The 23,117-nt window shown below is 59.4% G+C and carries 26 protein-coding genes and 1 tRNA gene; 5 read left to right on the forward strand and 22 right to left on the reverse strand.

Annotated elements, in window-relative coordinates:
• Positions 1-4: 4 nt before the first annotated feature.
• From rlmN to trmJ, 12 genes are all read right to left on the reverse strand, one after another.
• Positions 5-1,153 (reverse strand): 23S rRNA (adenine(2503)-C(2))-methyltransferase RlmN, encoded by a 1,149-nt coding sequence (gene rlmN / locus BVH01_RS15845; RefSeq protein WP_075931258.1) that lies wholly within the window; start codon positions 1,151-1,153, stop codon positions 5-7.
• 24 nt (positions 1,154-1,177) lie between these two features.
• Positions 1,178-1,609 (reverse strand): nucleoside-diphosphate kinase, encoded by a 432-nt coding sequence (ndk, locus tag BVH01_RS15850; RefSeq protein WP_013792385.1) that lies wholly within the window; start codon positions 1,607-1,609, stop codon positions 1,178-1,180.
• Positions 1,610-1,748: 139 nt separating this feature from the next.
• A complete protein-coding gene (gene iscX / locus BVH01_RS15855) occupies positions 1,749-1,949 on the reverse strand; it encodes a Fe-S cluster assembly protein IscX (RefSeq protein WP_013792386.1) in 201 nt (66 codons plus the stop codon).
• A gap of 15 nt (positions 1,950-1,964) precedes the next feature.
• Positions 1,965-2,306: an ISC system 2Fe-2S type ferredoxin gene (fdx, locus tag BVH01_RS15860; RefSeq protein WP_070887881.1), complete on the reverse strand. Its 342-nt coding sequence runs from the start codon at positions 2,304-2,306 to the stop codon at positions 1,965-1,967.
• A gap of 3 nt (positions 2,307-2,309) precedes the next feature.
• On the reverse strand, positions 2,310-4,175 hold the full coding sequence (hscA, locus tag BVH01_RS15865) for a Fe-S protein assembly chaperone HscA (RefSeq protein ID WP_075931259.1): 1,866 nt from the start codon (positions 4,173-4,175) through the stop codon (positions 2,310-2,312).
• A 54-nt stretch (positions 4,176-4,229) separates the two neighbouring features.
• Positions 4,230-4,757, reverse strand: coding sequence for a co-chaperone HscB (hscB, locus tag BVH01_RS15870; protein WP_075931260.1), 528 nt, complete (start codon positions 4,755-4,757; stop codon positions 4,230-4,232).
• The gene (gene iscA / locus BVH01_RS15875) at positions 4,757-5,080 is read right to left on the reverse strand and encodes an iron-sulfur cluster assembly protein IscA (protein WP_070887884.1); all 324 of its coding nucleotides are present in this window, start codon (positions 5,078-5,080) and stop codon (positions 4,757-4,759) included. The genes hscB and iscA overlap by 1 nt, the downstream gene beginning before the upstream one ends.
• Positions 5,081-5,092: 12 nt before the next feature.
• The gene (gene iscU, locus BVH01_RS15880; protein WP_002552476.1) at positions 5,093-5,479 is read right to left on the reverse strand and encodes a Fe-S cluster assembly scaffold IscU; all 387 of its coding nucleotides are present in this window, start codon (positions 5,477-5,479) and stop codon (positions 5,093-5,095) included.
• Positions 5,480-5,521: 42 nt separating this feature from the next.
• On the reverse strand, positions 5,522-6,736 hold the full coding sequence (locus BVH01_RS15885; protein ID WP_075931261.1) for an IscS subfamily cysteine desulfurase: 1,215 nt from the start codon (positions 6,734-6,736) through the stop codon (positions 5,522-5,524).
• Between the two features lie 45 nt (positions 6,737-6,781).
• Complete coding sequence (gene iscR, locus BVH01_RS15890; protein ID WP_070887886.1) at positions 6,782-7,279, reverse strand: Fe-S cluster assembly transcriptional regulator IscR; 498 nt, start codon at positions 7,277-7,279, stop codon at positions 6,782-6,784.
• Positions 7,280-7,429: 150 nt separating this feature from the next.
• Positions 7,430-8,209 carry a serine O-acetyltransferase gene (gene cysE / locus BVH01_RS15895; RefSeq protein WP_013792393.1) on the reverse strand — a complete coding sequence of 260 codons (780 nt, stop codon included), beginning with the start codon at positions 8,207-8,209 and terminating at the stop codon, positions 7,430-7,432.
• The gene (gene trmJ, locus BVH01_RS15900) at positions 8,202-8,978 is read right to left on the reverse strand and encodes a tRNA (cytosine(32)/uridine(32)-2'-O)-methyltransferase TrmJ (protein WP_075931262.1); all 777 of its coding nucleotides are present in this window, start codon (positions 8,976-8,978) and stop codon (positions 8,202-8,204) included. Before trmJ ends, cysE begins: the two co-directional genes overlap by 8 nt.
• Positions 8,979-9,121: 143 nt before the next feature.
• Between trmJ and suhB the strand changes: the two genes are divergently transcribed.
• Positions 9,122-9,937, forward strand: coding sequence for an inositol-phosphate phosphatase (suhB, locus tag BVH01_RS15905; protein WP_013792395.1), 816 nt, complete (start codon positions 9,122-9,124; stop codon positions 9,935-9,937).
• A 96-nt stretch (positions 9,938-10,033) separates the two neighbouring features.
• Here suhB and BVH01_RS15910 read toward each other — a convergent pair whose 3' ends face one another.
• The 6 genes from BVH01_RS15910 to queA all read right to left on the reverse strand — a co-directional run bounded on the left by BVH01_RS15910 (position 10,034) and on the right by queA (position 16,129).
• Positions 10,034-10,576 (reverse strand): glycine zipper 2TM domain-containing protein, encoded by a 543-nt coding sequence (locus BVH01_RS15910; protein WP_075931263.1) that lies wholly within the window; start codon positions 10,574-10,576, stop codon positions 10,034-10,036.
• A 126-nt stretch (positions 10,577-10,702) separates the two neighbouring features.
• The gene (secF, locus tag BVH01_RS15915) at positions 10,703-11,623 is read right to left on the reverse strand and encodes a protein translocase subunit SecF (RefSeq protein ID WP_075931264.1); all 921 of its coding nucleotides are present in this window, start codon (positions 11,621-11,623) and stop codon (positions 10,703-10,705) included.
• A gap of 9 nt (positions 11,624-11,632) precedes the next feature.
• Positions 11,633-13,501, reverse strand: a complete 1,869-nt coding sequence (gene secD, locus BVH01_RS15920; protein WP_075931265.1) for a protein translocase subunit SecD — start codon at positions 13,499-13,501, stop codon at positions 11,633-11,635.
• A gap of 73 nt (positions 13,502-13,574) precedes the next feature.
• On the reverse strand, positions 13,575-13,910 hold the full coding sequence (gene yajC / locus BVH01_RS15925; protein WP_070887893.1) for a preprotein translocase subunit YajC: 336 nt from the start codon (positions 13,908-13,910) through the stop codon (positions 13,575-13,577).
• A gap of 39 nt (positions 13,911-13,949) precedes the next feature.
• A complete protein-coding gene (gene tgt, locus BVH01_RS15930; protein WP_177344617.1) occupies positions 13,950-15,065 on the reverse strand; it encodes a tRNA guanosine(34) transglycosylase Tgt in 1,116 nt (371 codons plus the stop codon).
• Positions 15,066-15,079: 14 nt separating this feature from the next.
• Positions 15,080-16,129, reverse strand: coding sequence for a tRNA preQ1(34) S-adenosylmethionine ribosyltransferase-isomerase QueA (gene queA, locus BVH01_RS15935; RefSeq protein ID WP_075931267.1), 1,050 nt, complete (start codon positions 16,127-16,129; stop codon positions 15,080-15,082).
• A gap of 114 nt (positions 16,130-16,243) precedes the next feature.
• On the opposite strand from queA, the gene BVH01_RS15940 reads away from it, so the two are divergent.
• The 3 genes from BVH01_RS15940 (at position 16,244) to BVH01_RS15950 (ending at position 19,459) form a co-directional block, all read left to right on the forward strand.
• A tRNA-Leu gene (locus BVH01_RS15940) sits at positions 16,244-16,328 on the forward strand.
• 329 nt (positions 16,329-16,657) lie between these two features.
• Entirely contained in the window at positions 16,658-18,319 is a 1,662-nt protein-coding gene (locus BVH01_RS15945) for an AIPR family protein (RefSeq protein ID WP_075931268.1), read from the forward strand.
• 372 nt (positions 18,320-18,691) lie between these two features.
• On the forward strand, positions 18,692-19,459 hold the full coding sequence (locus BVH01_RS15950; RefSeq protein WP_075931269.1) for a hypothetical protein: 768 nt from the start codon (positions 18,692-18,694) through the stop codon (positions 19,457-19,459).
• Positions 19,460-19,479: 20 nt separating this feature from the next.
• On the opposite strand, the gene BVH01_RS15955 is transcribed toward BVH01_RS15950, so the two are convergent.
• Both BVH01_RS15955 and BVH01_RS15960 read right to left on the reverse strand, forming a co-directional pair.
• Positions 19,480-20,751: a Y-family DNA polymerase gene (locus BVH01_RS15955; protein ID WP_075931270.1), complete on the reverse strand. Its 1,272-nt coding sequence runs from the start codon at positions 20,749-20,751 to the stop codon at positions 19,480-19,482.
• Positions 20,744-21,187, reverse strand: a complete 444-nt coding sequence (locus BVH01_RS15960; protein WP_075931271.1) for a LexA family transcriptional regulator — start codon at positions 21,185-21,187, stop codon at positions 20,744-20,746. The genes BVH01_RS15955 and BVH01_RS15960 overlap by 8 nt, the downstream gene beginning before the upstream one ends.
• A gap of 99 nt (positions 21,188-21,286) precedes the next feature.
• Here BVH01_RS15960 and BVH01_RS15965 point away from each other — a divergent pair, with 99 nt between their 5' ends.
• Positions 21,287-21,982: an SOS response-associated peptidase family protein gene (locus BVH01_RS15965; protein ID WP_075931272.1), complete on the forward strand. Its 696-nt coding sequence runs from the start codon at positions 21,287-21,289 to the stop codon at positions 21,980-21,982.
• Between the two features lie 8 nt (positions 21,983-21,990).
• Here BVH01_RS15965 and BVH01_RS15970 read toward each other — a convergent pair whose 3' ends face one another.
• Both BVH01_RS15970 and BVH01_RS15975 read right to left on the reverse strand, forming a co-directional pair.
• A complete protein-coding gene (locus BVH01_RS15970) occupies positions 21,991-22,260 on the reverse strand; it encodes a hypothetical protein (protein ID WP_075931273.1) in 270 nt (89 codons plus the stop codon).
• 43 nt (positions 22,261-22,303) lie between these two features.
• Entirely contained in the window at positions 22,304-23,098 is a 795-nt protein-coding gene (locus BVH01_RS15975) for a DNA adenine methylase (protein WP_075931274.1), read from the reverse strand.
• Positions 23,099-23,117: the final 19 nt, after the last annotated feature.

A 23,117-nucleotide genomic window follows, 5' to 3' on the forward strand; every position in this document is an offset into this window, starting at 1 on the left:
CCTCTCAGTTGCGGCTGGCGGCGGGGCGCGCCGCCTCGGCGTCGGCATTCAGCTGGCGCACGGCGATGTAGCGCTCGCTACGACGCGTGCGGTCCATCACCTGGCCGACCAGTTGCCCGCAGGCAGCATCGATGTCTTCACCACGGGTGGTACGCACCGTGACGTTGTGCCCGGCCTTTTTCAGCAGCTCCTGAAAGCGGCGAATCGCATTGTTGCTCGGCCGCTCGTAACCCGAATGGGGAAACGGGTTGAAGGGAATCAGGTTGATCTTGCAGGGCACATCGGCCAGCAGCGCGACCATCTGCTCGGCGTGCTCGAGTTTATCGTTCACGTCCTTGAGCAGGGTGTATTCGACTGTGAGCACACGTTTCTCGCCGAGGCGGGAAATATAGCGCTTGCAGGCGGCCAGCAGCATGTCCAGCGGGTACTTCTTGTTGATCGGTACCAGTTGGCTGCGCAGTTCGTCATTGGGTGCGTGCAGCGACAGTGCCAGGGACACGTCGATGACTTCGGCGAGTTTGTCGATCATCGGCACTACGCCGGAGGTCGACAAGGTGACCTTGCGCTTCGAGATGCCGTAGCCCAGGTCGTCCATCATGATCTTCATGGCGGAGACGACGTTGTCGAAGTTCAGCAGCGGCTCGCCCATGCCCATCATCACCACGTTGGTGATGGCACGGTCGATCTTCGCCGGCACGCTGCCGAACGATTTGTTGGCGATCCACACCTGGCCGATGATCTCGGCGCTGGTCAGGTCGCTGTTGAAGCCTTGCTTGCCCGTGGAGCAGAAACTGCAATCCAGGGCACAGCCCGCTTGCGAGGAAACACACAGGGTGCCACGCCCGCCCTGGGGAATGTACACGGTCTCCACGCAGCTGCCCGACGCCACGCGCACGACCCACTTGCGCGTGCCATCGGAAGAAATGTCTTCGCTGACCACTTCGGGCCCGCGAATGTAGGCAGCGGCCTCGAGCTTCTCGCGCAAGGCCTTGCCGACGTTGGTCATGGCGGCGAAATCATCGACGCCGAAGTGGTGAATCCACTTCATGACCTGACCGGCACGAAAGCGCTTCTCTCCGAGGCTGTCGAAGAACTGCTCCATTTCCGGCTGGGTCAGGCCCAGCAGGTTGATTTTGCCATTCGTGTCGGTCATGACGTCACCTTCGCACGCTTCGCCTTAGCGAATGCGGGCGTTGATCTCGGTAGCGGAGAAGAAGTAAGCGATTTCGCGAGCAGCGGAAGCTTCGGAGTCGGAACCGTGTACGGCGTTCTCGTCGATGGAGACGGCGAAGTCAGCACGGATGGTGCCGGCAGCCGCTTCTTTCGGGTTGGTAGCGCCCATCAGCTCGCGGTTCTTGGCGATGGCGTTCTCGCCTTCGAGAACCTGAACGATGACCGGACCGGAAGTCATGAAAGCAACCAGATCCTTGAAGAAACCACGCTCGCTGTGCTCGGCGTAGAAACCGGCAGCTTCACGCTCGGACAGCTGCAGCTGCTTGGAAGCAACGATGCGCAGGCCGGCTTCTTCGAAGCGAGTGGTGATCTTGCCGATAACGTTTTTAGCAACGGCATCCGGCTTGATGATGGAGAAAGTACGTTGAACAGCCATGTGAAACTCCAGAAACGGTGGATTAAAGCCAAAAATTAAACCCGCGAATTATACGCGGGTTCCAGTCAAAAGCATAAGAGCGATGCCCCAAGGTGGCACCTGCTCAGCATAAAAGAGCCGGATAACGTCCGGCCCAGGCTTACTGCGCTTCTTCGATCCAGGCAGCCTGAATGGCTTCGAGGACCTTCTCGCCTCCGCGCTGCGGGTCGTCGGAAAACTCCGGCAGCTCGACCACCCAGCGGTGCAGCTGGACGAAATTGACATAACGGGGATCGACGTCCGGCTTGCTGTCGGCGAGCTGGATGGCGATTTCGAGCACATCAACCCATTTCAGGCTCATGTCATGGCTTCCTGATCAGTGCGGCGCTTCAGCAGCGTGGTTGAGCGAGTACTTGGGAATCTCGACGGTAATGTCCTGTTCACCGACGATCGCCTGGCAGGCCAGGCGCGACTGCGCTTCCAGCCCCCAGGCCTTGTCCAGATAATCCTCTTCGAGTTCGTCGGCTTCGTTCAGCGAGTCGAACCCCTTGCGCACGATACAGTGGCAGGTGGTGCAGGCACACACGCCGCCGCAGGCGCTTTCCATCTCGATATGGTGCTCGTGGGCCAGCTCCAGGATCGAGGTGCCTGACGGCGCCTCGACCACCAGCCCTTCGGGGCAGAATTTCTCGTGGGGCAGAAAAGTTACCACGGGCATCGCTTATTCCTCGATCTCATTCAGGCTGCGCCCGGCCAGCGCGGCTTTTACCGTCGAATCCATGCGCCGGGCGGCAAAGGCATCGGTCACCTGCGACAGACGCTTGGTCTGCTGCTCGATGGCCAAGCCATCGGTGCCCGTCAACAAATCACGTAACTCCTGCATCTGCAGGTCGATCACCATGCGTTCTTCGGCATCCAGCAGACGTTCGCCGTCAGCCTGCAAGGCACCCTCGACCGCCTCGAGCAGACGCTGCGCGTCGACCTGCTGCTCGCGCAATGCGCGGGCAGCCTTGTCGCCGCCGGCGTGCTGGAAAGAGTCCTGCAGCATGCGCGCGACTTCGCCGTCGGTAAGGCCGTAGGATGGCTTGACCTGGATGCTGGCTTCGACGCCCGAGGCGAGTTCGCGGGCACTGACGCTGAGCAGACCGTCTGCATCGACCTGGAAGGTCACGCGAATCTTCGCAGCACCGGCCACCATCGGCGGAATGCCCCGCAATTCGAAGCGCGCCAGCGAGCGGCAATCGCTGATCAACTCGCGCTCGCCCTGCAGCACATGGATCATCATGGCGCTCTGGCCATCTTTGTAAGTGGTGAACTCCTGGGCGCGAGCGACCGGAATGGTGGTATTGCGCGGAATCACTTTCTCCATCAGCCCACCCATGGTTTCCAGCCCCAGGGACAACGGGATGACATCGAGCAGCAGCAACTCCTCACCATCGGCACGGCGGTTGCCGGCCAGGGCATCGGCCTGGATCGCGGCGCCAATGGCGACCACCTGATCCGGATCGATATCGGTCAGCGGCTGACGGCCGAACAACTCGCCAACCGCCTCACGTACACGCGGCACACGAGTCGAGCCGCCAACCATGACCACCGCACCGACGTCCTCGACCTCGATACCGGCATCACGCACGGCGCGGCGACAGGCCTTGAGGCTGCGCGCCACCATCGGCTCGATCAACGCCTGGAAGTCGGCACGGGACAACATGCCCTGCCACTGCTCGTAGGTCACTTCGACGCTATCGGCGGTGGTCAGCGCTTCCTTGGCAGCACAGGCCGCCTGCAGCAGGCTGCGCTGGGCACCAGGCGCGATATCGGCCGACAGACCGGCCTGCTCGACGATCCAGCCAGCGATGGCATGGTCGAAGTCGTCGCCGCCCAGGGCACTGTCGCCCCCGGTCGCCAGCACTTCGAACACGCCGCCGGTCAGGCGCAGGATGGAAATATCGAAGGTACCACCACCCAGGTCATAGATCGCCACCACGCCCTCGGCCTTCTGGTCGAGACCATAGGCAACCGCGGCGGCCGTCGGCTCGTTGAGCAGGCGCAACACGCTCAGGCCAGCCAGACGCGCGGCGTCCTTGGTGGCCTGGCGCTGGGAGTCGTCGAAATAGGCCGGCACGGTAATGACCGCCCCGACCAGCTCGCCACCCAGGCTCGCTTCGGCACGCTGACGCAGCACCTTGAGGATATCGGCGGACACTTCGACGGGGCTCTTCAGGCCTTGCACGGTGTCGATGAACGGCATGTGCGACTCGCCGGCGACGAAGCGGTAAGGCAACTGCTCACCCAATTGCTTCACGTCGGCGAGGCCACGGCCCATCAGGCGCTTGACCGAGAGGATACTGTTGAACGGGTCGCTGGCAGCCTGAAGGCGGGCAGCCTCGCCCACTTCGACGCGATCGGCGTGGTAGCGCACGGCCGACGGCAGAATCAGGCGCCCTTCGGCATCGGGCAGCGGCTCGCTGACGCCGCTGCGCACGGCCGCGACGAGGGAATTGGTGGTGCCCAGATCGATCCCGACCGCCAGACGACGCTGGTGAGGTTGGGGGCTCTGGCCGGGCTCAGCAATCTGCAATAAAGCCATAGGTAGTCGGTGCTTATCTGGGTATCAGGCACGGCCACGGCAGCCGCGCGAGCATTAATCGTCGAGGCGCTCTTCCAGCTGGCGCACCTCGTGGGAAAGCTTGTCGAGAAACTGCATGCGGCGCATCAGGCGTTCGGCCTCTTCTCGGCGCGCATCGTCTTCCCAAGCCTCGGCGAAGCGTTCGTTCAACTCCTGCTGGGCAACTTTCAGGCGCCCCTTGAAGGCCGCCACACCAGCCAGGTCGGCTTCGTCCTGCAGATCTTCGAGCTCTTCACGCCACTGCATCTGCTGCATGAGGAAGTCGGGATCCTGCACGGTGACTTCCAGCGGCAACTCGGGCCCGCGCATCGCCAACAAGTAGCGCGCCCGCTGCGAGTCGCTCTTGAGCGTGCGGTAAGCCTCGTTGAGACTCGCCGAGCGTTCGAGCGCAATGCGCTGCTCACGCTCGGGGGCATCGGCGAAGCGATCCGGGTGAACGCTGCGCGCCAGCTCGCGGTATCGGGCGGCGAGCTGGTCGAGATCCAGACGAAAGCTCGGCTGCAACTCGAACAGAGCGAAGTGACAGGGGCCTGAACGCTTCATCAGATGTTGAAGCTTTCGCCGCAGCCGCATTCACCGCGCACGTTCGGGTTGTTGAACTTGAAGCCTTCGTTCAACCCTTCGCGCACGAAATCCAGCTCAGTGCCGTCGAGATAAACCAGGCTTTTGGGATCGATGATCACCTTGACGCCATGGCTTTCGAACACCTGGTCTTCGCTGGCGGTTTCGTCGACGAACTCCAGCACGTAGGCCAGGCCGGAACACCCGGTGGTACGAACCCCGAGACGGATGCCCTCACCCTTGCCACGACCGTCGAGCGAGCGACGGATATGCTGGGCAGCGGCTTGAGTCATGCTGATGGCCATCGACAAACCTCCTTAGAGCAAACCTTTCTTCTGCTTGTAGTCGCGCACGGCCGCCTTGATGGCGTCCTCGGCGAGTACCGAGCAGTGGATCTTCACCGGCGGCAGCGCCAGTTCTTCGGCGAGCTGGGTGTTCTTGATGGTTTCCGCCTCGTCCAGCGTCTTGCCCTTCATCCACTCGGTGGCGAGGGAGCTGGAAGCGATGGCAGAACCGCAGCCGTAGGTCTTGAACTTGGCATCTTCGATGACGCCCTGTTCGTTGACCTTGATCTGCAGACGCATCACGTCGCCGCAGGCCGGCGCGCCGACCATGCCGGTGCCGACGTCCGGGTCTTCCGCGTTCATCTTGCCGACGTTGCGCGGGTTCTCGTAGTGGTCGATGACCTTTTCGCTGTAAGCCATGTTATCAATCCTCTCTCATCAGGCGCCGCTCACCGGCAGCTTTTAGTGTGCTGCCCATTCCACCTTGGAAATGTCGACACCTTCTTTGAACATATCCCAGAGCGGCGACAGTTCGCGCAGCTTGGTAACGGCCTCGCAGACCTTCTGTGCCGCGTAGTCGACTTCTTCTTCGGTGGTGAAGCGGCCGAAGGTGAAGCGAATCGAGCTGTGCGCCAGTTCATCGTTGCGGCCCAGGGCACGCAGTACGTAGGAAGGCTCCAGAGACGCCGAGGTACAGGCCGAACCGGACGATACCGCCAGATCCTTGAGGGCCATGATCAGCGACTCGCCTTCCACGTAGTTGAAGCTCAGGTTCAGGTTGTGCGGCACGCGGGCAGTCATGCTGCCGTTGACGTACAACTCCTCAAGGCCCTCGACGTGTTTGAAGAAGCGATCACGCAGCGCCAGCACCTTGGCGTTCTCGGCGGCCATCTCTTCCTTGGCGATACGGAAGGCTTCACCCATGCCGACGCACTGGTGGGTCGCCAGGGTACCGGAACGCATGCCACGCTCGTGGCCGCCACCGTGGGTCTGGGCTTCCAGACGGATACGCGGCTTGCGACGCACGTACAGGGCGCCGACGCCTTTCGGGCCATAGGTCTTGTGCGCCGAGAAGGACATCAGGTCGACCTTGAGCTTCTCGAGGTCGATCTCGACCTTGCCGGTCGACTGGGCGGCATCGACATGGAAGAACACGCCACGAGCACGCAGCAGTTCACCGATCGCAGCGATGTCGTTGACGGTGCCGATCTCGTTGTTGACGTGCATGATCGACACCAGCGTAGTGTCCTCGCGCAGCGCTGACTCGACCATGGCCGGAGTGATCAGGCCGTCTTCACCGGGCTCGATGTAGGTGACCTCGAAACCTTCACGTTCGAGCTGACGCATGGTGTCCAGGACAGCCTTGTGCTCGATCTTCGAGGTGATCAGGTGCTTGCCCTTGCTGGCGTAGAAGCTCGCGACACCTTTGATGGCGAGGTTGTCGGACTCGGTGGCACCGGAGGTCCAGACGATTTCGCGCGGGTCGGCATTGACCAGCTCGGCCACCTGGCGACGGGCATTCTCGACCGCTTCCTCGGCTTTCCAGCCGAATACATGGGAGCGCGAAGCCGGGTTGCCGAAGTTGCCTTCATTGGTCAGGCATTCGATCATTTTCTGCGCAACGCGCGGATCGACCGGCGTTGTCGCGGAGTAATCCATGTAGATTGGCAATTTCATTTTTCGGTATCTCCTAATCAGGTATCAGGCCGGCGCCTTGCGTGCTCAATCGACGGTGGACGCTTCAATCTTATCCAGATGGTGCGCCCTGCCGTTGTTGGCGCAGCGACGTTGATCCTGGCGCTGGGCGACTTCCTGCACTTCGCGGCGCGTGACCAGGTCGGCCAGGCTGATGCCGCTGAGAAATTCGTGAATCTGCTGGCTGAGATCGCACCACAGGTGGTGGGTCAGGCAGATATCGCCGGAGTGACAACCACCCTGCCCCTGGCAGCGCGTGGCATCGACGGATTCGTTGACCGCGTCGATCACTTCGGCGACCTGGATGCCCTGCATGTTGCGCGACAGCTGATAACCACCACCAGGCCCGCGCACGCTGGAGACCAGGCTTCCACGACGAAGCTTGGCGAACAGCTGCTCGAGATAGGAAAGGGAAATACCCTGACGCTCGGAGATATCGGCGAGGGATACCGGCCCATTCTGCGCATGCAGCGCCAGGTCGAGCATGGCAGTCACGGCGTATCGGCCTTTGGTAGTCAGTCGCATGAAGGGTTACCAAGGATTCACAATGTGAAGCGATTATCCTCTTATCCGAGTATTTGAGTCAACTATAAGACCAACCAAAACACTCGGATTTAGGAGCCCCTTCCCACTAAAAGTGGCGGCGGATCATAGCAAAGCCAGACCCGCCCCGCATCACGCAGCCGGTTTGTCGCCCTGATCCTTGCAAACGCCAGCGAAATCCTCGTCACGCAGCTGCGGCATGTCCTTGGCGCAGTAATCACTGCCCAGCTTGCCCAGCGCACCGCAAATGCCTTCAAGGCGGTTGTCGACCGCGTGCAGGTGGTCGAGCAACTGACCGATCGCGCGGGCCACCGGGTCGGGCATATCTTGGCTGACCCCGTAGGCGTCGAAGCCCAGCTTGTCGGCGATGGCCTGGCGCTGCGCCTCGAGCCCGTCATCACCCTTGACAATGATCTTGGCCGGGATGCCGACCGCGGTCGCCCCTGCCGGCACCGCTTTGGTGACCACCGCATTGGAACCGATCTTGGCGCCCGCCCCTACGGTGAACGGGCCGAGTACCTTGGCACCGGCACCGACCACCACACCATCCTCGAGCGTTGGATGGCGCTTGCCCTTGTTCCAACTGGTGCCACCCAGGGTCACGCCCTGATAGAGCGTCACGTCGTCACCGATTTCGGCGGTCTCGCCAATGACGATACCCATGCCGTGATCGATGAAGAACCGCCGACCGATCACCGCACCAGGATGAATCTCGATACCGGTCAGCCAGCGACTGAAATTCGACACGCCACGCGCCAACCACTTCCAGCCGGAGGTCCATAGCGCATGCGCCGCACGGTGCAGCCACACCGCATGCAGCCCGGGGTAACAGGTGACCACTTCGAACGCGTTGCGCGCCGCCGGATCACGATGAAAAACACCCTGGATATCTTCCCGCATGCGCTCAAACATCAGTCTTTCCCCGTTTGTGGTGCTCACCGCGCGCCGCCTTGAGGGTTTCGGTCAGGACGCCGCGCAAGATATTCATTTCCAGCCGAGTCACCTCGGCACGCCCATAAAGGCGACGCAGGCGACTCATCAGGTGCCGCGGACTGGCGGGATCGAGAAAACCGATTTCCACCAGCGACTTTTCCAGATGCCCGTAGAAGGACTCCATCTCGTCCGCCGTCACCGGCTGATCACCCTCCTCGACGACCGTCTCCTGGCGAGGCGCGACCGGCGCATTTTCAGCAGCCAGGGCTGCCATGCGCACCTCGTAGGTCAGCACCTGCACGGCCGCCGCCAGGTTCAGCGAACTGAAGGTCGGATCGGAAGGGATGTGCACGTGAAAATGACAGCGCTGCAGCTCTTCGTTGGTCAGGCCTGCGTGCTCACGACCGAACACCAGCGCCACTTCGCCGCCCTCGCTAGCCTTCTGCACGGCCGCCACGCCGCACTCGCGCGGATCGATCAACGGCCAGGGAATACGTCGCTCTCGCGCACTGGTTCCGAAGGCCAGACTGCAACCAACCAAGGCATCCTCGAGACAGGACACGACTTCGGCGGCCTCGAGAATATCGGTGGCGCCGGAGGCCCGTGCGACGGCCTCCTCGCTCGGAAACTGGCGCGGCTCGACCAGCACCAGACGCGACAACCCCATGTTTTTCATGGCCCTGGCCACCCCGCCGATATTGCCGGGATGACTGGTGTTGACCAGTACCACTCGAATGTTCTGCAGCAAGGTAGACGCCCGCGTCGGATAAATGAGGTAGCAAATCTTACAGAAGCACCCTCCTTTGTGTCATGCAGGACACGGACGGCACTTCATGCGACGGGCTTTTCTGCTAGAATGGCCGGCTTTATTACGACCCCAGGTGAACTTCCATGCAGCCCATGCTGAACATCGCGCTGCGCGCAGCCCGTAGCGCCGGTGAAATGATCTTCCGCTCAATCGAACGCCTGGACGTCATCTCCGTAGATGAAAAGGACGCCAAGGACTACGTGACCGAGATCGACCGCTCGGCCGAGCTGATGATCGTCCAGGCCCTGCGCAAGGCCTACCCGACCCACAGCTTCCTCGGCGAGGAAGGTGGCCTGCTCGAAGGCAGCGGCGAAGGCGCCGACTACCAGTGGATCATCGATCCGCTCGATGGCACCACCAACTTCGTGCGTGGTGTTCCGCATTTCGCCGTCAGCCTGGCCTGCAAATACCGCGGTCGCCTGGAACACGCCGTGATCATCGATCCGGTTCGCCAAGAAGAATTCACCGCCAGCCGCGGCCGTGGCGCCGCCCTCAACGGTCGTCGCCTGCGCGTCAGCAACCGCAAGAGCCTGGACGGCGCCCTGCTCGGCACCGGTTTCCCGTTCCGAAACGACCAGCTCGATAACCTCGAGAACTACCTGGGCATGTTCCGCAGCCTGGTCGGCCAGACCGCTGGCGTACGCCGCGCCGGCGCTGCCAGCCTTGACCTGGCCTACGTGGCTGCAGGTCGTTTCGACGCATTCTGGGAGTTCGGCCTGTCCGAGTGGGACATGGCCGCCGGCGCACTGCTGATCCAGGAAGCGGGCGGCCTGGTCAGCGACTTCAGCGGTGGCCACGAATTCCTCGAGAAGGGCCAGATCGTTGCCGGCAATACCAAATGCTTCAAGGCCGTGCTGACCGCGATTCAGCCGCACCTGTCGGCATCGCTCAAGCGTTGATCGCGACTCCAATGAAAAACCGGCTTCGGGCCGGTTTTTTATTACCCAAGAAAAAGGCGCTCCGGGGAGCGCCTTTTCTATATTTCGAAAGACGGATCATTCATCCGAATCGGAATCCGCCAGCACCAGCTTGCCATCGCGAACCGGAATCTTGCTGCCCGGTTCCTCGTCCATGCGTACACGACCTACCTTGCCATCCAGATCGTACTTCACGTCATAACCGACGATCTTCTCGCTGGTGTCGTTCACGGTCTTGCAGCGGGTTTCAGTGGTGGAGTAGGTGTCACGCGCCTGCATGCCCTCCTGCACCTTGTTGCCGGCATAACCGCCACCTACGGCGCCTGCAACGGTGGCGATCTTCTTGCCATTACCACCGCCCACCTGGTTGCCCAGCAGACCACCGACCACGGCGCCGATCGCCGTACCGGCGATCTGATGCTGATCCTGCACGGGGCGTTGACGGGTCACCGCGACTTCCCGGCATTCTTCACGCGGCGTCTTGATGGTCTCGGTCACCGGCTTGACTGCCAGAACCTCGGCGTACTTGGGCCCGCTCACCATGCTATAGGTCGCAACAGCGCCACCCGCAGTGACACCGACGGCACCCAGCACAGCACCAACCAACAATGACTTGTTCATGCGATTCTCCTGATCACAACTGCAGCGCCTATACGCGCTCTACTCCCAGCCTTGGAAATGCAAAACGGGCGACAAGTTCCCTTGTCGCCCGCCTTTATGCAGCGCAAATGGTGAATGCATCACGCCTCAGGGGCGGTCATCCACACCCTCTGCAGCGGTCGCCGGAGGAATCAGATCCTCGGAGGTCAGCTTCAGCCAGATCAGCACGGGGGCGCTGATGTAGACCGACGAGTAGGTACCGACCACGACACCGATCAGCAGGGTCAGCGCGAAGCCGGCCAGGCTGTCGCCACCGAAGACCAGCAGGGCGATCAGCGCCATGGCGGTCGAGGTGGAGGTCGCGATGGTACGCAGCAGCGTCTGGGTCACCGACACGTCGATGTTCTCGATGATGTCCGCCTTGCGCATCATCCGGAAGTTCTCGCGAATGCGGTCGTAGATGATGATGGTGTCGTTCAGCGAGTAACCCAGCATCGCCAGCACGGCCGCCATCACCGTCAGATCGAAGGGCACCTGGAAGAACGCCAGGATGCCGAGCGTGACGATCACGTCGTGCGCCAGGGATGCCACCGCGCCGACACCGAACTTCCACTGAAAGCGGAACGCCAGGTACAGCAGGATGCCACCCAGGGCCAGCAACATCGCCAGGCCACCCTGGTCACGCAGCTCCTCGCCCACTTGCGGGCCAACGAACTCGACGCGCTTGACCTCGAAAGAGGTCTCGGTGTCGATCTGACGCAGCGCAGCGGCGACCTGGTTGCCCAGATCGGCCGAGTCACCAGCCAGGCGTACCAGCACGTCGGTTGTGGAACCGAAGCTCTGCACCACGGCGTCGGCATAACCGGCCTGCCCCAGCTCACGCTTGATCAGTTCCAGATCGGCTGGCTTCTCGTAGGTCAGCTCGATCAGCGTACCGCCGGTAAAATCCAGGCCAAAATTGAGGCCATGCTTGAACAGGCTACCCAGGCCGATGAGGCTGATAACCACGGTGATGGCGAACGCAACGTTGCGTATCGCCATGAACGGAATGCGGGATGGAAGTCTCATAGCCTCACCTCAAATCCACAGTTTCTTGAAGTTACGGCCACCGAAGATCAGGTTGACCATCCCTCGGGTGAACATGATCGCGGTGAACATCGAGGTGATGATCCCGATCGACAGCGTGACGGCGAAGCCCTTGATCGGCCCGGTCCCCAACCCGAACAGGATCGCACCGACCAGCAGCGTGGTCAGGTTACTGTCGAGAATCGCGGTGTAGGCACGATCGAAACCTTCATGAATGGCGCGCTGTACCGACAGGCCGTTGTTCAACTCCTCGCGAATACGCGAGTAGATCAACACGTTGGCATCGACCGCCATACCCAGGGTCAGCACGATACCGGCGATACCCGGCAGAGTCAGGGTCGCACCGATCACCGACATCAGACCGACCAGCAGGGTCAGGTTGAATGCCAGGGCGATGGTGGCCAGCAAGCCGAAGAAACGGTAGATGCAGACCATGAACAGCGACACGAAGATCATTGCCCACTCGGTGGACTCGATGCCTTTGACGATGTTCTCGGCACCCAGACTCGGGCCGATGGTGCGCTCTTCAGCAAAGTACATCGGCGCAGCCAGACCACCGGCACGCAGCAGCAGCGCCAGCTCGGACGACTCACCCTGACCATTCAGGCCGGTAATACGGAACTGGCTGCCCAGCGGCGACTGGATGGTCGCTAGGCTGATGATCTGCTTCTCTTCCTTGAAGGAGTCGACCTGCACTTCCTTCTCGACGCCGTCGACCATCTGCTTCACGTAGCGGGTCAGCGGACGCTGCTCGATGAAGATCACCGCCATGCTGCGCCCGACGTTGCTGCGGGTAGCGCGGTTCATCAGATCACCGCCGTGGCCATCCAGACGGATGTTGACCTGCGGGCGACCGTTCTCATCGAAACTGGCCTGGGCGTCGGTGACCTGGTCACCGGTAATGATCAGCTCACGCTCGAGCTGTACCGGTGGGCGACCTTCCTCGCGGAAACCGAACTGCTCGGTGGTGCCACGCGGCGCGTTCGGGTCGGCTGCCAGGCGGAACTCCAGGTTGGCGGTCTTGCCGAGAATACGCTTGGCTTCGGCAGTGTCCTGCACACCCGGCAGCTCGACCACGATGCGGTTGGCACCCTGGCGCTGCACCAGCGGCTCGGCCACGCCCAGCTCGTTGACCCGGTTACGCACCGTGGTCAGGTTCTGGCGAATGGAGTACTCGCGAATTTCCGCGATCTTGGCCGGCGTCATGGTCACGCGCAGCACCTGCTGGCCACCACGCTCCTGGGCGTTGAGCTCGAAGTCGTTGTAATCCTTGCGAATCAGTTGCTCGGCCTTGGCCAGCGTTTCGGCGTCAGCGAAGCCCAGCTGGATGGCGCCACCTTGCTGCGGCATGCTGCGATAACGCACACGCTCCTTGCGCAGCAGGCTCTTGAGCTCGCCCTCGTAGACCTGGCGACGCACGTCCAGCGCCTTGTCCATATCGACTTCGAGCAGGAAGTGCACACCGCCGGAGAGGTCGAGGCCGAGCTTCATCGGGCTCGCACCAAGCTTGCGCAGCCACTCGGGCGTAGTCTGGGCCAGGTTCAGGGCCACCACGAAGTTGTCGCCCAGGGCCTTGCGTACGATGTCCTTGGCCGGCAGCTGGTCGCCCTGGCTGACCAGACGAATCAGGCCGCTGCGGCCCTGCTCGCCTACGTTCGATGCCTTGACCTCGATGCCCGCCTCGGTCAGCGCCTTACTGACGCGGTCGAGATCGGCCTGCGCGATGGTCTGCGCCGAACTGGCCCCGCTGATCTGGATTGCCGGATCATCGGGGTAAAGATTGGGTGCGGAATAAATCAGACTGACGATCAGCACGACCGCGATCAGCAGGTACTTCCACAAAGGGTATTTGTTGAGCATGAATGACGCCGCCCGCTTATGACGCGGGGCGCAATATGCGCCCCGCGGGATGGATAAAACTGGAACAGAGGAATTAGATGGCTTTCAGCGTGCCTTTGGGCAGGGTTGCCGCAACGGCTGCTTTCTGGATCTTCAGCTCGACCGTGTCGGACACTTCGATGACCACGAAATCGTCGCTGACCTTGGAAACCTTGCCGGCGATGCCGCCGCTGGTTACCACTTCATCGCCCTTCTGCAGATTGCCGAGCAGGTTCTTGTGCTCTTTGGCACGCTTGGCCTGAGGGCGCCAGATCATCAGGTAGAAGATGACCAGGAAGCCGATCAGGAAGATCCACTCGAAACCGGTACCAGCCGGGCCGGCAGCAGGGCCAGCGGCATCAGCGTAGGCAGCGGGAATAAAAAAGCTCATTTGACACTCCTGTTGAAAGATCTTTTAGCCATCGAATCATCAATCCAGCGGCGGCGTTGGCAGGCCGCGCCGGGCGTAGAAGGCATCGACAAAGGCGGCCAATGTACCCTGTTGAATTGCCTCGCGCAAACCAGCCATGAGGCGCTGGTAATGGCGCAAGTTGTGGATTGTATTCAACATGCTGCCGAGCATTTCGCCGCACTTATCCAAATGATGCAGATAGGCGCGCGAGAAGTGTTTGCAGGTGTAACAGTCGCAGGTCGGGTCCAGCGGCGAGTCATCGTGACGATGAAACGCATTGCGGATCTTCAGCACGCCGGTGTCGACGAACAGGTGTCCGTTACGCGCATTGCGGGTCGGCATCACGCAGTCGAACATGTCAACGCCGCGGCGCACGCCCTCGACCAGATCTTCTGGCTTGCCGACACCCATCAGGTAACGCGGCTTGTCGCTCGGCATCTGCCCGGGCAGGTAGTCGAGCACCTTGATCATCTCTTCCTTCGGCTCACCCACCGACAGACCGCCAATGGCCAGGCCATCGAACTCCAGTTCGCTCAGGCCTTCCAGAGAGCGCATGCGCAGCGACTCGTGCATGCCGCCCTGGACGATGCCGAACAACGCGGCACTGCTGTCACCATGGGCAAGTTTTGAGCGCTTGGCCCAGCGTAGCGACAGCTCCATGGAGGTTTTCGCCACGTCGAATTCGGCGGGGTACGGCGTGCACTCGTCGAAGATCATCACGATGTCCGAGCCAAGGTCGCGCTGCACCTGCATGGACTCTTCCGGCCCCATGAATACCTTGGAGCCGTCGACCGGCGAGGCGAAGGTCACACCCTCCTCCTTGATCTTGCGCATCGCCCCCAGGCTGAACACCTGGAAACCGCCGGAATCGGTGAGGATCGGACCCTGCCACTGCATGAAATCATGCAGATCGCCATGGCGCTTGATGACCTCGGTGCCGGGGCGCAACCACAGGTGGAAGGTGTTGCCGAGAATGATCTGCGCGCCGATGGCCTCGATGTCGCGCGGCAGCATGCCCTTCACCGTGCCATAGGTACCCACCGGCATGAACGCCGGGGTTTCCACCACGCCACGCGGAAACGTCAGCCGGCCGCGACGGGCCTTGCCGTCGGTAGCGAGCAGTTCGAAGGACATGCGGCAGGTGCGCGTCATACTGAAACCTCGGGCCCGCGCGGGGCGGGATTGCGGGTGATGAACATGGCATCACCGTAACTGAAGAAGCGATAACCCTCGGCCACGGCCTGGGCATAGGCCGCCATGGTTTCAGGGTAGCCAGCGAACGCGGACACCAGCATCAGCAGGGTCGATTCCGGCAGGTGGAAGTTGGTGACCAGGGCGTCGACCACGTGAAACGACCGGCCTGGATAGATGAAGATGTCGGTATCGCCACTGAACGGTTTCAGCTCGCCGTCTCGGGCAGCGCTTTCCAGGGAGCGAACGCTGGTAGTGCCCACCGCCACGACGCGGCCACCACGGTCGCGGCACGCCTGCACCGCATCGACCACGTCCTGACCGACCTCGAGCCACTCGCTGTGCATGTGGTGATCTTCGATACGCTCCACGCGAACCGGCTGGAAGGTACCCGCGCCGACATGCAGGGTGACGAAGGCGCTCTCGACGCCTTTCTCACGCAGCGCAACCAGCAGCTCGTCATCGAAATGCAGCCCCGCCGTGGGCGCTGCGACGGCACCGGCCTTCTGTGCGTAGACGGTCTGATAGCGCTCGCGGTCGGCGGCGTCATCGGGCCTGTCTATATAAGGAGGCAACGGCATGTGCCCGACGCGCTCGAGCAGCGGCAGCACCGGCTCCTCGAAACGCAGCTCGAACAGCGCCTCGTGACGGGCCAGCATCTGCGCCTGGGCGCCGCCATCGATATCGATCAGCGAGCCCGGCTTGGGCGATTTGCTCGAGCGGATATGGGCCAACACGCGATGCTCGTCGAGCACTCGCTCGACCAGGATCTCCAGCTTGCCGCCGGTAGCCTTCTGCCCGAACAGACGTGCCGGGATCACCCGGGTGTTGTTGAACACCATCAGGTCGCCGGGGCGCAGGTATTCGAGCAGGTCGGCGAACTGCCGGTGAGCCAGCGCACCACTGGCGCCATCGAGGATCAGCAGTCGGCTGGCACGACGCTCGGCAAGGGGGTGACGGGCGATCTGCTCGTCAGGCAGGTCGAAATGAAAGTCGGCAACGCGCATGATCGGAAAGTGTGTCGTACTGCAGGGCGGAGCAGCTTACCGGAATTCCCTGCAAGTGACCACGCGAGCGCATTGACCAATGGCATCTTGCTCCCTATACTGCGCCGCCATTGTGCCCCGGTGGCGGAACCGGTAGACGCGGCGGATTCAAAATCCGTTTTCGAAAGAAGTGGGAGTTCGAGTCTCCCCCGGGGCACCATACAAATTCCTTAAGGCCTTTATTTATAAGGCCTTTTTTTATGCTTGGCGTAAATTTGGCGTAGCCCGCATCCCTCTCCTCTACATATTTGCTATCGACCTCAACTCGGCAAATCTTCTAGCTCCTCGCCACACGTCCCTCTCAGTCATAGCGCCTAATCTAGGTTAGGCAGTAATGAGACCCCCTCCAAGCTACCTCCTGACAGCCCCATCAACGGGTCATAGCGCCAGATACGTCAATCTTAGGCACCCCGTACAAATCGATATTTAATCGCAGAAGCGCCTGGGCTATGCTCTGGGTTTGCCCCCCCAGCCCGCAGAGGACGCGCTATGACCCCAGATGAGCTCCAATACCCTAACCTACAAAAAATCCTTGGCACTTATGAGGAAAAAGGAAGGGGCGAGTCTATAGCGTTTCTTAACTGGTTTTTGGAAAACATATTTAGACTTGATCCAGTCGATGCCGATGACGCTGTATGCGACCGTCCTAACGATCGTGGCATTGACGGAATCTATGTTGATCACACTAAGCAAGAGATCATTATTCTTCAAGGCAAACTTAAGCAGAGAGAATCTTCGATTGGGGACGCCCCCTTGCGAGAGCTTGCCGGAACTATCAGCCAACTTGCTAATGCCGAATCGGTTCAAGCACTTTTAGATGGCGGCGCTAATCAAGAACTCAAAACGGCCTTGACTCGAAACAAGATTAAAGAACTCATCACCAATGGATACGAGGTGGTTGGAGCTTTTATTTGCAATCAGCCTTTGGATGCGAACGGTGAGGAATTTCTAAAGCAGCATAAAGCGATGAGAGTTTATGACCGCCACGCAATTGCTAGCGAATATATCGACATAAATAAGGAAGCCGGCGTTCAAGGGTCTTTTACCTTTGACACTTCCTACGTATCTCCTATGACGATCAACACAGGGCCGGAAGTAGTAACTTATATCCTTCCAGTACAAGCGGTCGAGCTTGTCAAACTTTCAGGCATAGATGACGGTTCGTTATTCTCCCAAAACGTGCGTCATTCTCTTGGTAACACCAAGGTTAATAAAGCGCTACGCGAGAGTGTTTTAGACAAAGCGGAACATGAAAACTTCACGCTCTACCATAATGGTGTAACGATATTGTGCGCACATGCCCGCGCCGACGGCGATAGTCTCATCATCAAAAACTATGTCGTTGTCAATGGAGCCCAAAGCATTTCGACTTTTAGGAAATCGATGGACCATCTCAGCCAAGACCTTCGCGTGCTTGCTAAAATAATCAAAATTGAAAACCCGACACTTGCAAAAAAAATCACTATCAATAGCAACAATCAAAACGCCATTAAGCCGCGCGATCTAAAATCTAACAATGAAGTTCAAATAAGGCTTCTAGAAGAATTTCAGCAAGTTGAAGGCGGTATGTATGCTTATGAAATCAAACGAGGCCAAGAGATAAAGCCCAACAAAGAAATCATTACCAACGAAGAAGCCGGGCGACTGCTGCTAGCTTTTGATCTTTTAGAGCCTGAGTCATGCCACCAGGTCTACAAACTATTTGACGACAAATATAACGACATCTTTGCGAGGCCAGCTGTAACGGCTCACAGAATCATTTTCTTAAAGAAAATAATGGAAGTAATCCTTCGGGCAGCCGAGAAAATCAAATACAAACCATTATCTAAATATGGTCTTACGAGATTCTTTCTCCTATCTACTGTCGCTGACCTGATGCGATCAGATGCCAACTCTGCAGAAATCGTCAAAAACCCTAAGAAACTTTTCGATTCTAAAGCCATCGGCACATTTCTAGGATCCATTGAAGAAGTTCTGGACTCTTTAATTATCGACCTTAACTTTGAGGTCGAAAACCTCGGAGAGCAATTTGACTACAAGGGCGATCTCAAGAGCCCTGCCAAAATCCGTGATCTACGAGGTAAACTCCGTCGCAGTTATGAGAAAGATGTTGCTAGAGGCAAGGCAAAATCCTTATCCGCGCTAATATAATGGATATCCCACTCAACTCAGTGGGATTTTAGAAAAGCTATTTCACTTACATAGCAAATGGTTGCTAGATGAGCGCACGGGGGAGCTAAGAAGCTCTCCCAGAGCCTAACAAAATTAACTCCCCAATCAACTAATTAGAGCCCAGCTCAACCCAACAAGCGGCGTCAACTATCCACAGTCGATTAACCGGCGCTGTTAACTACCGCTCAACATCTCCCGCTTAACGCCTAATATGAAACCTGCAAATGAACCAAATAAGGTGGCAGCTTTCACTTTCAGCGGCGAGCAACCCAACAGGCTCACTAATAACTCTACTAAAGAGACACCCAATATTGCACAAAACACCCTAAATAAACCAAAGGACTGGCGCGCATGAATATTTTTAAGAATGACTCTTTCCTACTTGCCTCAATACCTATAATCAGCTTCATTGGTGCCTATATATTCGAGCTAGGATATGCTAATGAATTTGGATACCCGCACGAGCTGATTGAGCTTGACCTAAAGCTAATAATCATCTCATTATTTTGCTCGTTTATATTATTAGTCCCCGCTTACGCTTACTATTACACCTTTCTTGCCTTATTCATTAGAGCTGAAAAAGAATTTCGATTCATCGGTGCCAGCCTCACATTTTCGCTTCCAGGCGTCGCCATGGTATATATAGCCGGAATGACCAATACTTTCATGAATTACTTCGTGGTTGTATGCCTTCTGATGGGCGCTATCCCACTTATTCTTGCACTCGTCAAGCACCGTACACTGGACTGGAGAAAGGCTTTCAACGCCGAAGCCACTCGAGAAGGCTATGCAGAGGTCACAAGTCGATTTGATGATAACGCCATCCCTCGAGCCAGAGACAAGTTTTACGCATTTATCTTTCTATGCTTTGCAGGCGCCATCTTCCTCTTTATGATCAGGGGCGCTGGAACAATAACTGCGAACATGAAGACTGATTACCATACTTTCTACCTTGATGAAAAAGAGGTAGCAATAATAGCTGCTTACGGAGATCACTTAATTCTCGGCGGTGTTTCTGAAGACATGTTCGATAAAAGTATATTTGTAATTTCGAAGAGCTCCGACTCCATAAAAGATCTAAAATCTGCCCGGTTTGAAAATTTTCTCAGCAGGCTTTAGATCGAACTAAAACCGAAAAATCAGCCACCAGCACGCCAGAGTTGATCAAGCCTTGTTGTGTAACTCTGGCTCAGCATCTCCCGCTTCATTCCCCACTCCGGGTTCAGCTCTACCCGGCCCGGCCGCACCGTGCCTCTCCCCCACCTCGCATTGATCTCGTCGAATACCGCCATCACCTTGGTGCTTTCGTGTGGCTGCTGGGGCGCGAACAGGTCGGAGGTGAACTCGTTGCGCTGGCACAGCTCGAGCAGCATCACCTCGGCCTTCGAGAACGAGTAACCCTTACGGTAGATTTGCTCCAGGGCCAGCAGCGCGTAGTGGGTGATCATCCGGGTGTCGTCGGTCTGGTACGGCAGCTCGAGGGTCATCCCCCGGGCGAACTTCGGCTCGTCGGGGTTGTGCATCCCCGTTCTGATGCCGACACGGATTCGCTTACACACTGAGCCCTGGGCGCGGAGCTTCTCGCAGGCGATCGCGGCGTACGTGGCCACCGCCTCGCGAATCGGCTCGATTCGCTCCAGCCGGATGCCGAACATCCTGCTCGAGCAAATCTCCTGTTTCGCCGGCACCTGGTCATCCACCTGCAGGCAGGGTGTTCCACGCAGCTCGCGCGCGGTTTTCTCCACCACCACGCTGAACTGCTTGCGCAGCGTCCAGGCATCAGCCTGCGCAAGATCCCACGCCGTTGTGATCTTCAGCTTGTCGAGGTTCTCGGTCATGCGCCGGCCGATTCCCCACACATCGCTGACAGGTAGAACCTTCAGCGCCTTATTACGGCGCTCCGGATCACGGAGATCGACCACCCCTCCCGTCTGCCGCTGCCACTTCTTCGCGCAATGGTTCGCCAGCTTGGCCAGCGTCTTCGTGGTACCGATTCCGACGCCGGTTGGTATCCCTGTGTGCTTCAGCACGCGCGCGCGAATCTGCCGGCCGAGCTGCTCGAGGTCACCCTGCACCCCCGTTAGGTCAGCGAAAGCCTCATCGATGCTGTACACCTCTACCTCGGGAACCATCGACTCGATGACGGTCATCACGCGCTCACTCATATCGCCATACAGGGCGTAGTTGCTGCTGAAAGGCACAATGCCGTGCCGCCTCAACACACCTTTGATCAGGTGGTAGGGATCGCCCATTGCCACGAAGGGTTTGGCATCCGCCGACCTGGCGATCACGCAGCCGTCGTTGTTGCTCAGCACCACGAGCGGCACATGCTGGAGATCCGGCCTGAATACCCGCTCGCAACTGCAGTAGAAGCTATTGCAGTCGATTAGCGCGATCGCCGACTCAGCCATATTGGCGCAGGCTCCGCAGGTTGGTGATCACCACGCCCCACACCATGAGCTCGTCGCCCTCCAGCACGTACCTGGGCGCGTACTTGGGGTTCTCCGAGCGAAGAATGATCTGATCGCCTTCCCGGCAGAACGTCTTCACCAGCGTGTCACCGTTGATAGCCGCGATTACTACATCACCCGGCCCAGCCTCCAGCGCCCTGTTCACCACCATCACATCGTCGTGAAAAATCCCCACACCGGTCATGCTCTCACCGTGTGCCCGAACGAGGTACGTCTGAGGGGCGTCAATATCGAGCAGCTCATCAAGGGACACCTTGCGCTCTATGTGGTCGGCCGCGGGACTGGGGAAGCCCATGCCCGCAGGCACTCGGGCCGACAGAAAAGGCAGCACGGCGGAGGAGCTTTTGAGGAGACAGAGAAAGGACGCGTTACCCATGATGGAACTCAAAAATAATACTGTATACATATACAGATACCAAAACGCTTGAGCCGCGGTCAAAGGATGATGATGGCCAACTGACGACCGGAGGGTTCCATGTGCGGACGATTCACGCAGTACCGAACTGTCGACGAGTACGCCAAAGCGTTGCAGCTGGGCCTGCTCGAGGGCGACTGGTCGAATGATCCCCTTGCACGCTACAACGTCGCGCCCCAGTCGCGCGTACTGCTGCTGCACCAGGACGACCAGGGCACGCACGCCACCTGGACCCGATGGGGCTACGCGCCACACTGGGCGGATGGCAAGCGACCACCAGCGATCAATGCACGGATCGAGACTGCAGCGACCAGCAGGTTCTGGAGCGCGATCTGGAAGCGCGGGCGGGCCATCGTGATGGCGGATGGGTGGTACGAGTGGAAGAAGGATCCAGACAACCCGAAGGTCAAGCAGCCGTACTTCATACGACTGAAGGGAGGCGACCCTGCGTTCTTCGCCGCGATCGGCGAGATACCGCACGGCGAAGAGGGAGGCGCTGGCGGCTTCGCGATTGTCACAGCCGCGAGCGATGAGGGGATGGTTGACATCCACGACCGGCGCCCAGTCGTGCTGCCGCCAGATGTTGCGAGGGAATGGCTGGAGCCAGGCCTGCTGCCTGAGCGGGCCGAAGACTTGGCCAGGCACCACGACACTCCCGTGGAAGCGTTTGAGTGGTACCCGGTCGATAAAGCGGTGGGCAACGTGAAGAACCACGGCCCCGAGCTGATCAGGAAGATTGATAGCCCACTGCTCTAGCCGGGCCGTCAGATGCTATTGATGGTGCGAGCAGTCGCCACGCCGAGCGGTAACCAGTCGGATTCAGGAGACGATGGGGTCAGCATCAAAGTGACTTCCACTTCCTGGCCATCCTTAGGCACTGCCGGCTTGATGCGAGCGTATCGATATGTGCGCCGGCCCTGGTCACGAGCGACCGAGGACGCCGCTCGGTGGAACTCCCAAATCGAGACGCCCTGCTGCGTGCCGAGCTGCTTATCCAGCACCACGCCCCAATTGGAGCTGTAGATATTGAGCATGAGCTGCCCCTCACGAAAAGAGGGCAGTATACGCCCTACCCGGCTAGAACAACCCGCCGAGCGCCGCCGGCTCCCAATTCATGATCACCAGCTCGCCGGTCTTCTCGGCCAGCCCCTGCCGCTGGTTCGTACAGCTATACCGAATATCCAGCTGCTCCATGTGAAAGCCTACGAACGCCCGGCGGATATCGGGATGGTCGTTGATGCTCACCATCACTTTGCCTTTGCAGCGCCGCATGAAGTCGGCCATCCGCTCGTACTCCTCGAACGGGAAGCCCACGCCATAGCCCTCGGTTTTCCAGTACGGCGGATCCATGTAATGAAAGGTGTGGGCGCGATCATAGCGCTCGGCGCATTCCAACCAGCCCAGGTTCTCAACGTAGGTGCCGGCCAGGCGCTGCCAGGCAGCCGTCAGGTTCTCTTCGATGCGCATCACGCTGAAGCCTGGCGCGGTGGTGGCAGTGCCATACGTCTGCCCGGACACCTTGCCGCCGAAGGCGTTGTGCTGCAGGTAGAAGAAGCGCGCAGCGCGCTGGATGTCGGTCAGCGTCTCCGGCCGGCTGACCTTGTGCCATTCGAACAGCTGGCGGCTGGTGAGCGCCCACTTGAACTGCCGCACGAATTCCTCGAGGTGGTTTTGGACAACGCGATACAGCGACACCAGGTCGCCGTTGATGTCGTTCAGCACCTCGACCGGGGCTGGTTGAGGACGCATGAAGAACAAGGCCGCGCCCCCGGCGAACACTTCGACGTAGCATTCGTGGGGCGGGAACAGGGGGATAAGACGATCGGCAAGACGGCGCTTGCCGCCCATCCAAGGGATGATCGGAGTGGTCATTAGGTGCAAACCTTTACTG

Origin of the sequence: Pseudomonas sp. PA1(2017), from assembly GCF_001945375.1 — a bacterium.
Classification (GTDB): domain Bacteria; phylum Pseudomonadota; class Gammaproteobacteria; order Pseudomonadales; family Pseudomonadaceae; genus Aquipseudomonas.

Excerpts from the sequence above, each read along its gene's own strand:
- rlmN (WP_075931258.1), bottom strand. The coding sequence starts at position 1,153 with ATGACCGACACGAATGGCAAAATCAACCTGCTGGGCCTGACCCAGCCG.
- ndk (WP_013792385.1), bottom strand. The coding sequence starts at position 1,609 with ATGGCTGTTCAACGTACTTTCTCCATCATCAAGCCGGATGCCGTTGCT.
- iscX (WP_013792386.1), bottom strand. The coding sequence starts at position 1,949 with ATGAGCCTGAAATGGGTTGATGTGCTCGAAATCGCCATCCAGCTCGCC.
- fdx (WP_070887881.1), bottom strand. The coding sequence starts at position 2,306 with ATGCCCGTGGTAACTTTTCTGCCCCACGAGAAATTCTGCCCCGAAGGG.
- hscA (WP_075931259.1), bottom strand. The coding sequence starts at position 4,175 with ATGGCTTTATTGCAGATTGCTGAGCCCGGCCAGAGCCCCCAACCTCAC.
- hscB (WP_075931260.1), bottom strand. The coding sequence starts at position 4,757 with ATGAAGCGTTCAGGCCCCTGTCACTTCGCTCTGTTCGAGTTGCAGCCG.
- iscA (WP_070887884.1), bottom strand. The coding sequence starts at position 5,080 with ATGGCCATCAGCATGACTCAAGCCGCTGCCCAGCATATCCGTCGCTCG.
- iscU (WP_002552476.1), bottom strand. The coding sequence starts at position 5,479 with ATGGCTTACAGCGAAAAGGTCATCGACCACTACGAGAACCCGCGCAAC.
- BVH01_RS15885 (WP_075931261.1), bottom strand. The coding sequence starts at position 6,736 with ATGAAATTGCCAATCTACATGGATTACTCCGCGACAACGCCGGTCGAT.
- iscR (WP_070887886.1), bottom strand. The coding sequence starts at position 7,279 with ATGCGACTGACTACCAAAGGCCGATACGCCGTGACTGCCATGCTCGAC.
- cysE (WP_013792393.1), bottom strand. The coding sequence starts at position 8,209 with ATGTTTGAGCGCATGCGGGAAGATATCCAGGGTGTTTTTCATCGTGAT.
- suhB (WP_013792395.1), top strand. The coding sequence starts at position 9,122 with ATGCAGCCCATGCTGAACATCGCGCTGCGCGCAGCCCGTAGCGCCGGT.
- BVH01_RS15910 (WP_075931263.1), bottom strand. The coding sequence starts at position 10,576 with ATGAACAAGTCATTGTTGGTTGGTGCTGTGCTGGGTGCCGTCGGTGTC.
- secF (WP_075931264.1), bottom strand. The coding sequence starts at position 11,623 with ATGAGACTTCCATCCCGCATTCCGTTCATGGCGATACGCAACGTTGCG.
- secD (WP_075931265.1), bottom strand. The coding sequence starts at position 13,501 with ATGCTCAACAAATACCCTTTGTGGAAGTACCTGCTGATCGCGGTCGTG.
- yajC (WP_070887893.1), bottom strand. The coding sequence starts at position 13,910 with ATGAGCTTTTTTATTCCCGCTGCCTACGCTGATGCCGCTGGCCCTGCT.
- tgt (WP_177344617.1), bottom strand. The coding sequence starts at position 15,065 with ATGTCCTTCGAACTGCTCGCTACCGACGGCAAGGCCCGTCGCGGCCGG.
- queA (WP_075931267.1), bottom strand. The coding sequence starts at position 16,129 with ATGCGCGTTGCCGACTTTCATTTCGACCTGCCTGACGAGCAGATCGCC.
- BVH01_RS15945 (WP_075931268.1), top strand. The coding sequence starts at position 16,658 with ATGACCCCAGATGAGCTCCAATACCCTAACCTACAAAAAATCCTTGGC.
- BVH01_RS15950 (WP_075931269.1), top strand. The coding sequence starts at position 18,692 with ATGAATATTTTTAAGAATGACTCTTTCCTACTTGCCTCAATACCTATA.
- BVH01_RS15955 (WP_075931270.1), bottom strand. The coding sequence starts at position 20,751 with ATGGCTGAGTCGGCGATCGCGCTAATCGACTGCAATAGCTTCTACTGC.
- BVH01_RS15960 (WP_075931271.1), bottom strand. The coding sequence starts at position 21,187 with ATGGGTAACGCGTCCTTTCTCTGTCTCCTCAAAAGCTCCTCCGCCGTG.
- BVH01_RS15965 (WP_075931272.1), top strand. The coding sequence starts at position 21,287 with ATGTGCGGACGATTCACGCAGTACCGAACTGTCGACGAGTACGCCAAA.
- BVH01_RS15970 (WP_075931273.1), bottom strand. The coding sequence starts at position 22,260 with ATGCTCAATATCTACAGCTCCAATTGGGGCGTGGTGCTGGATAAGCAG.
- BVH01_RS15975 (WP_075931274.1), bottom strand. The coding sequence starts at position 23,098 with ATGACCACTCCGATCATCCCTTGGATGGGCGGCAAGCGCCGTCTTGCC.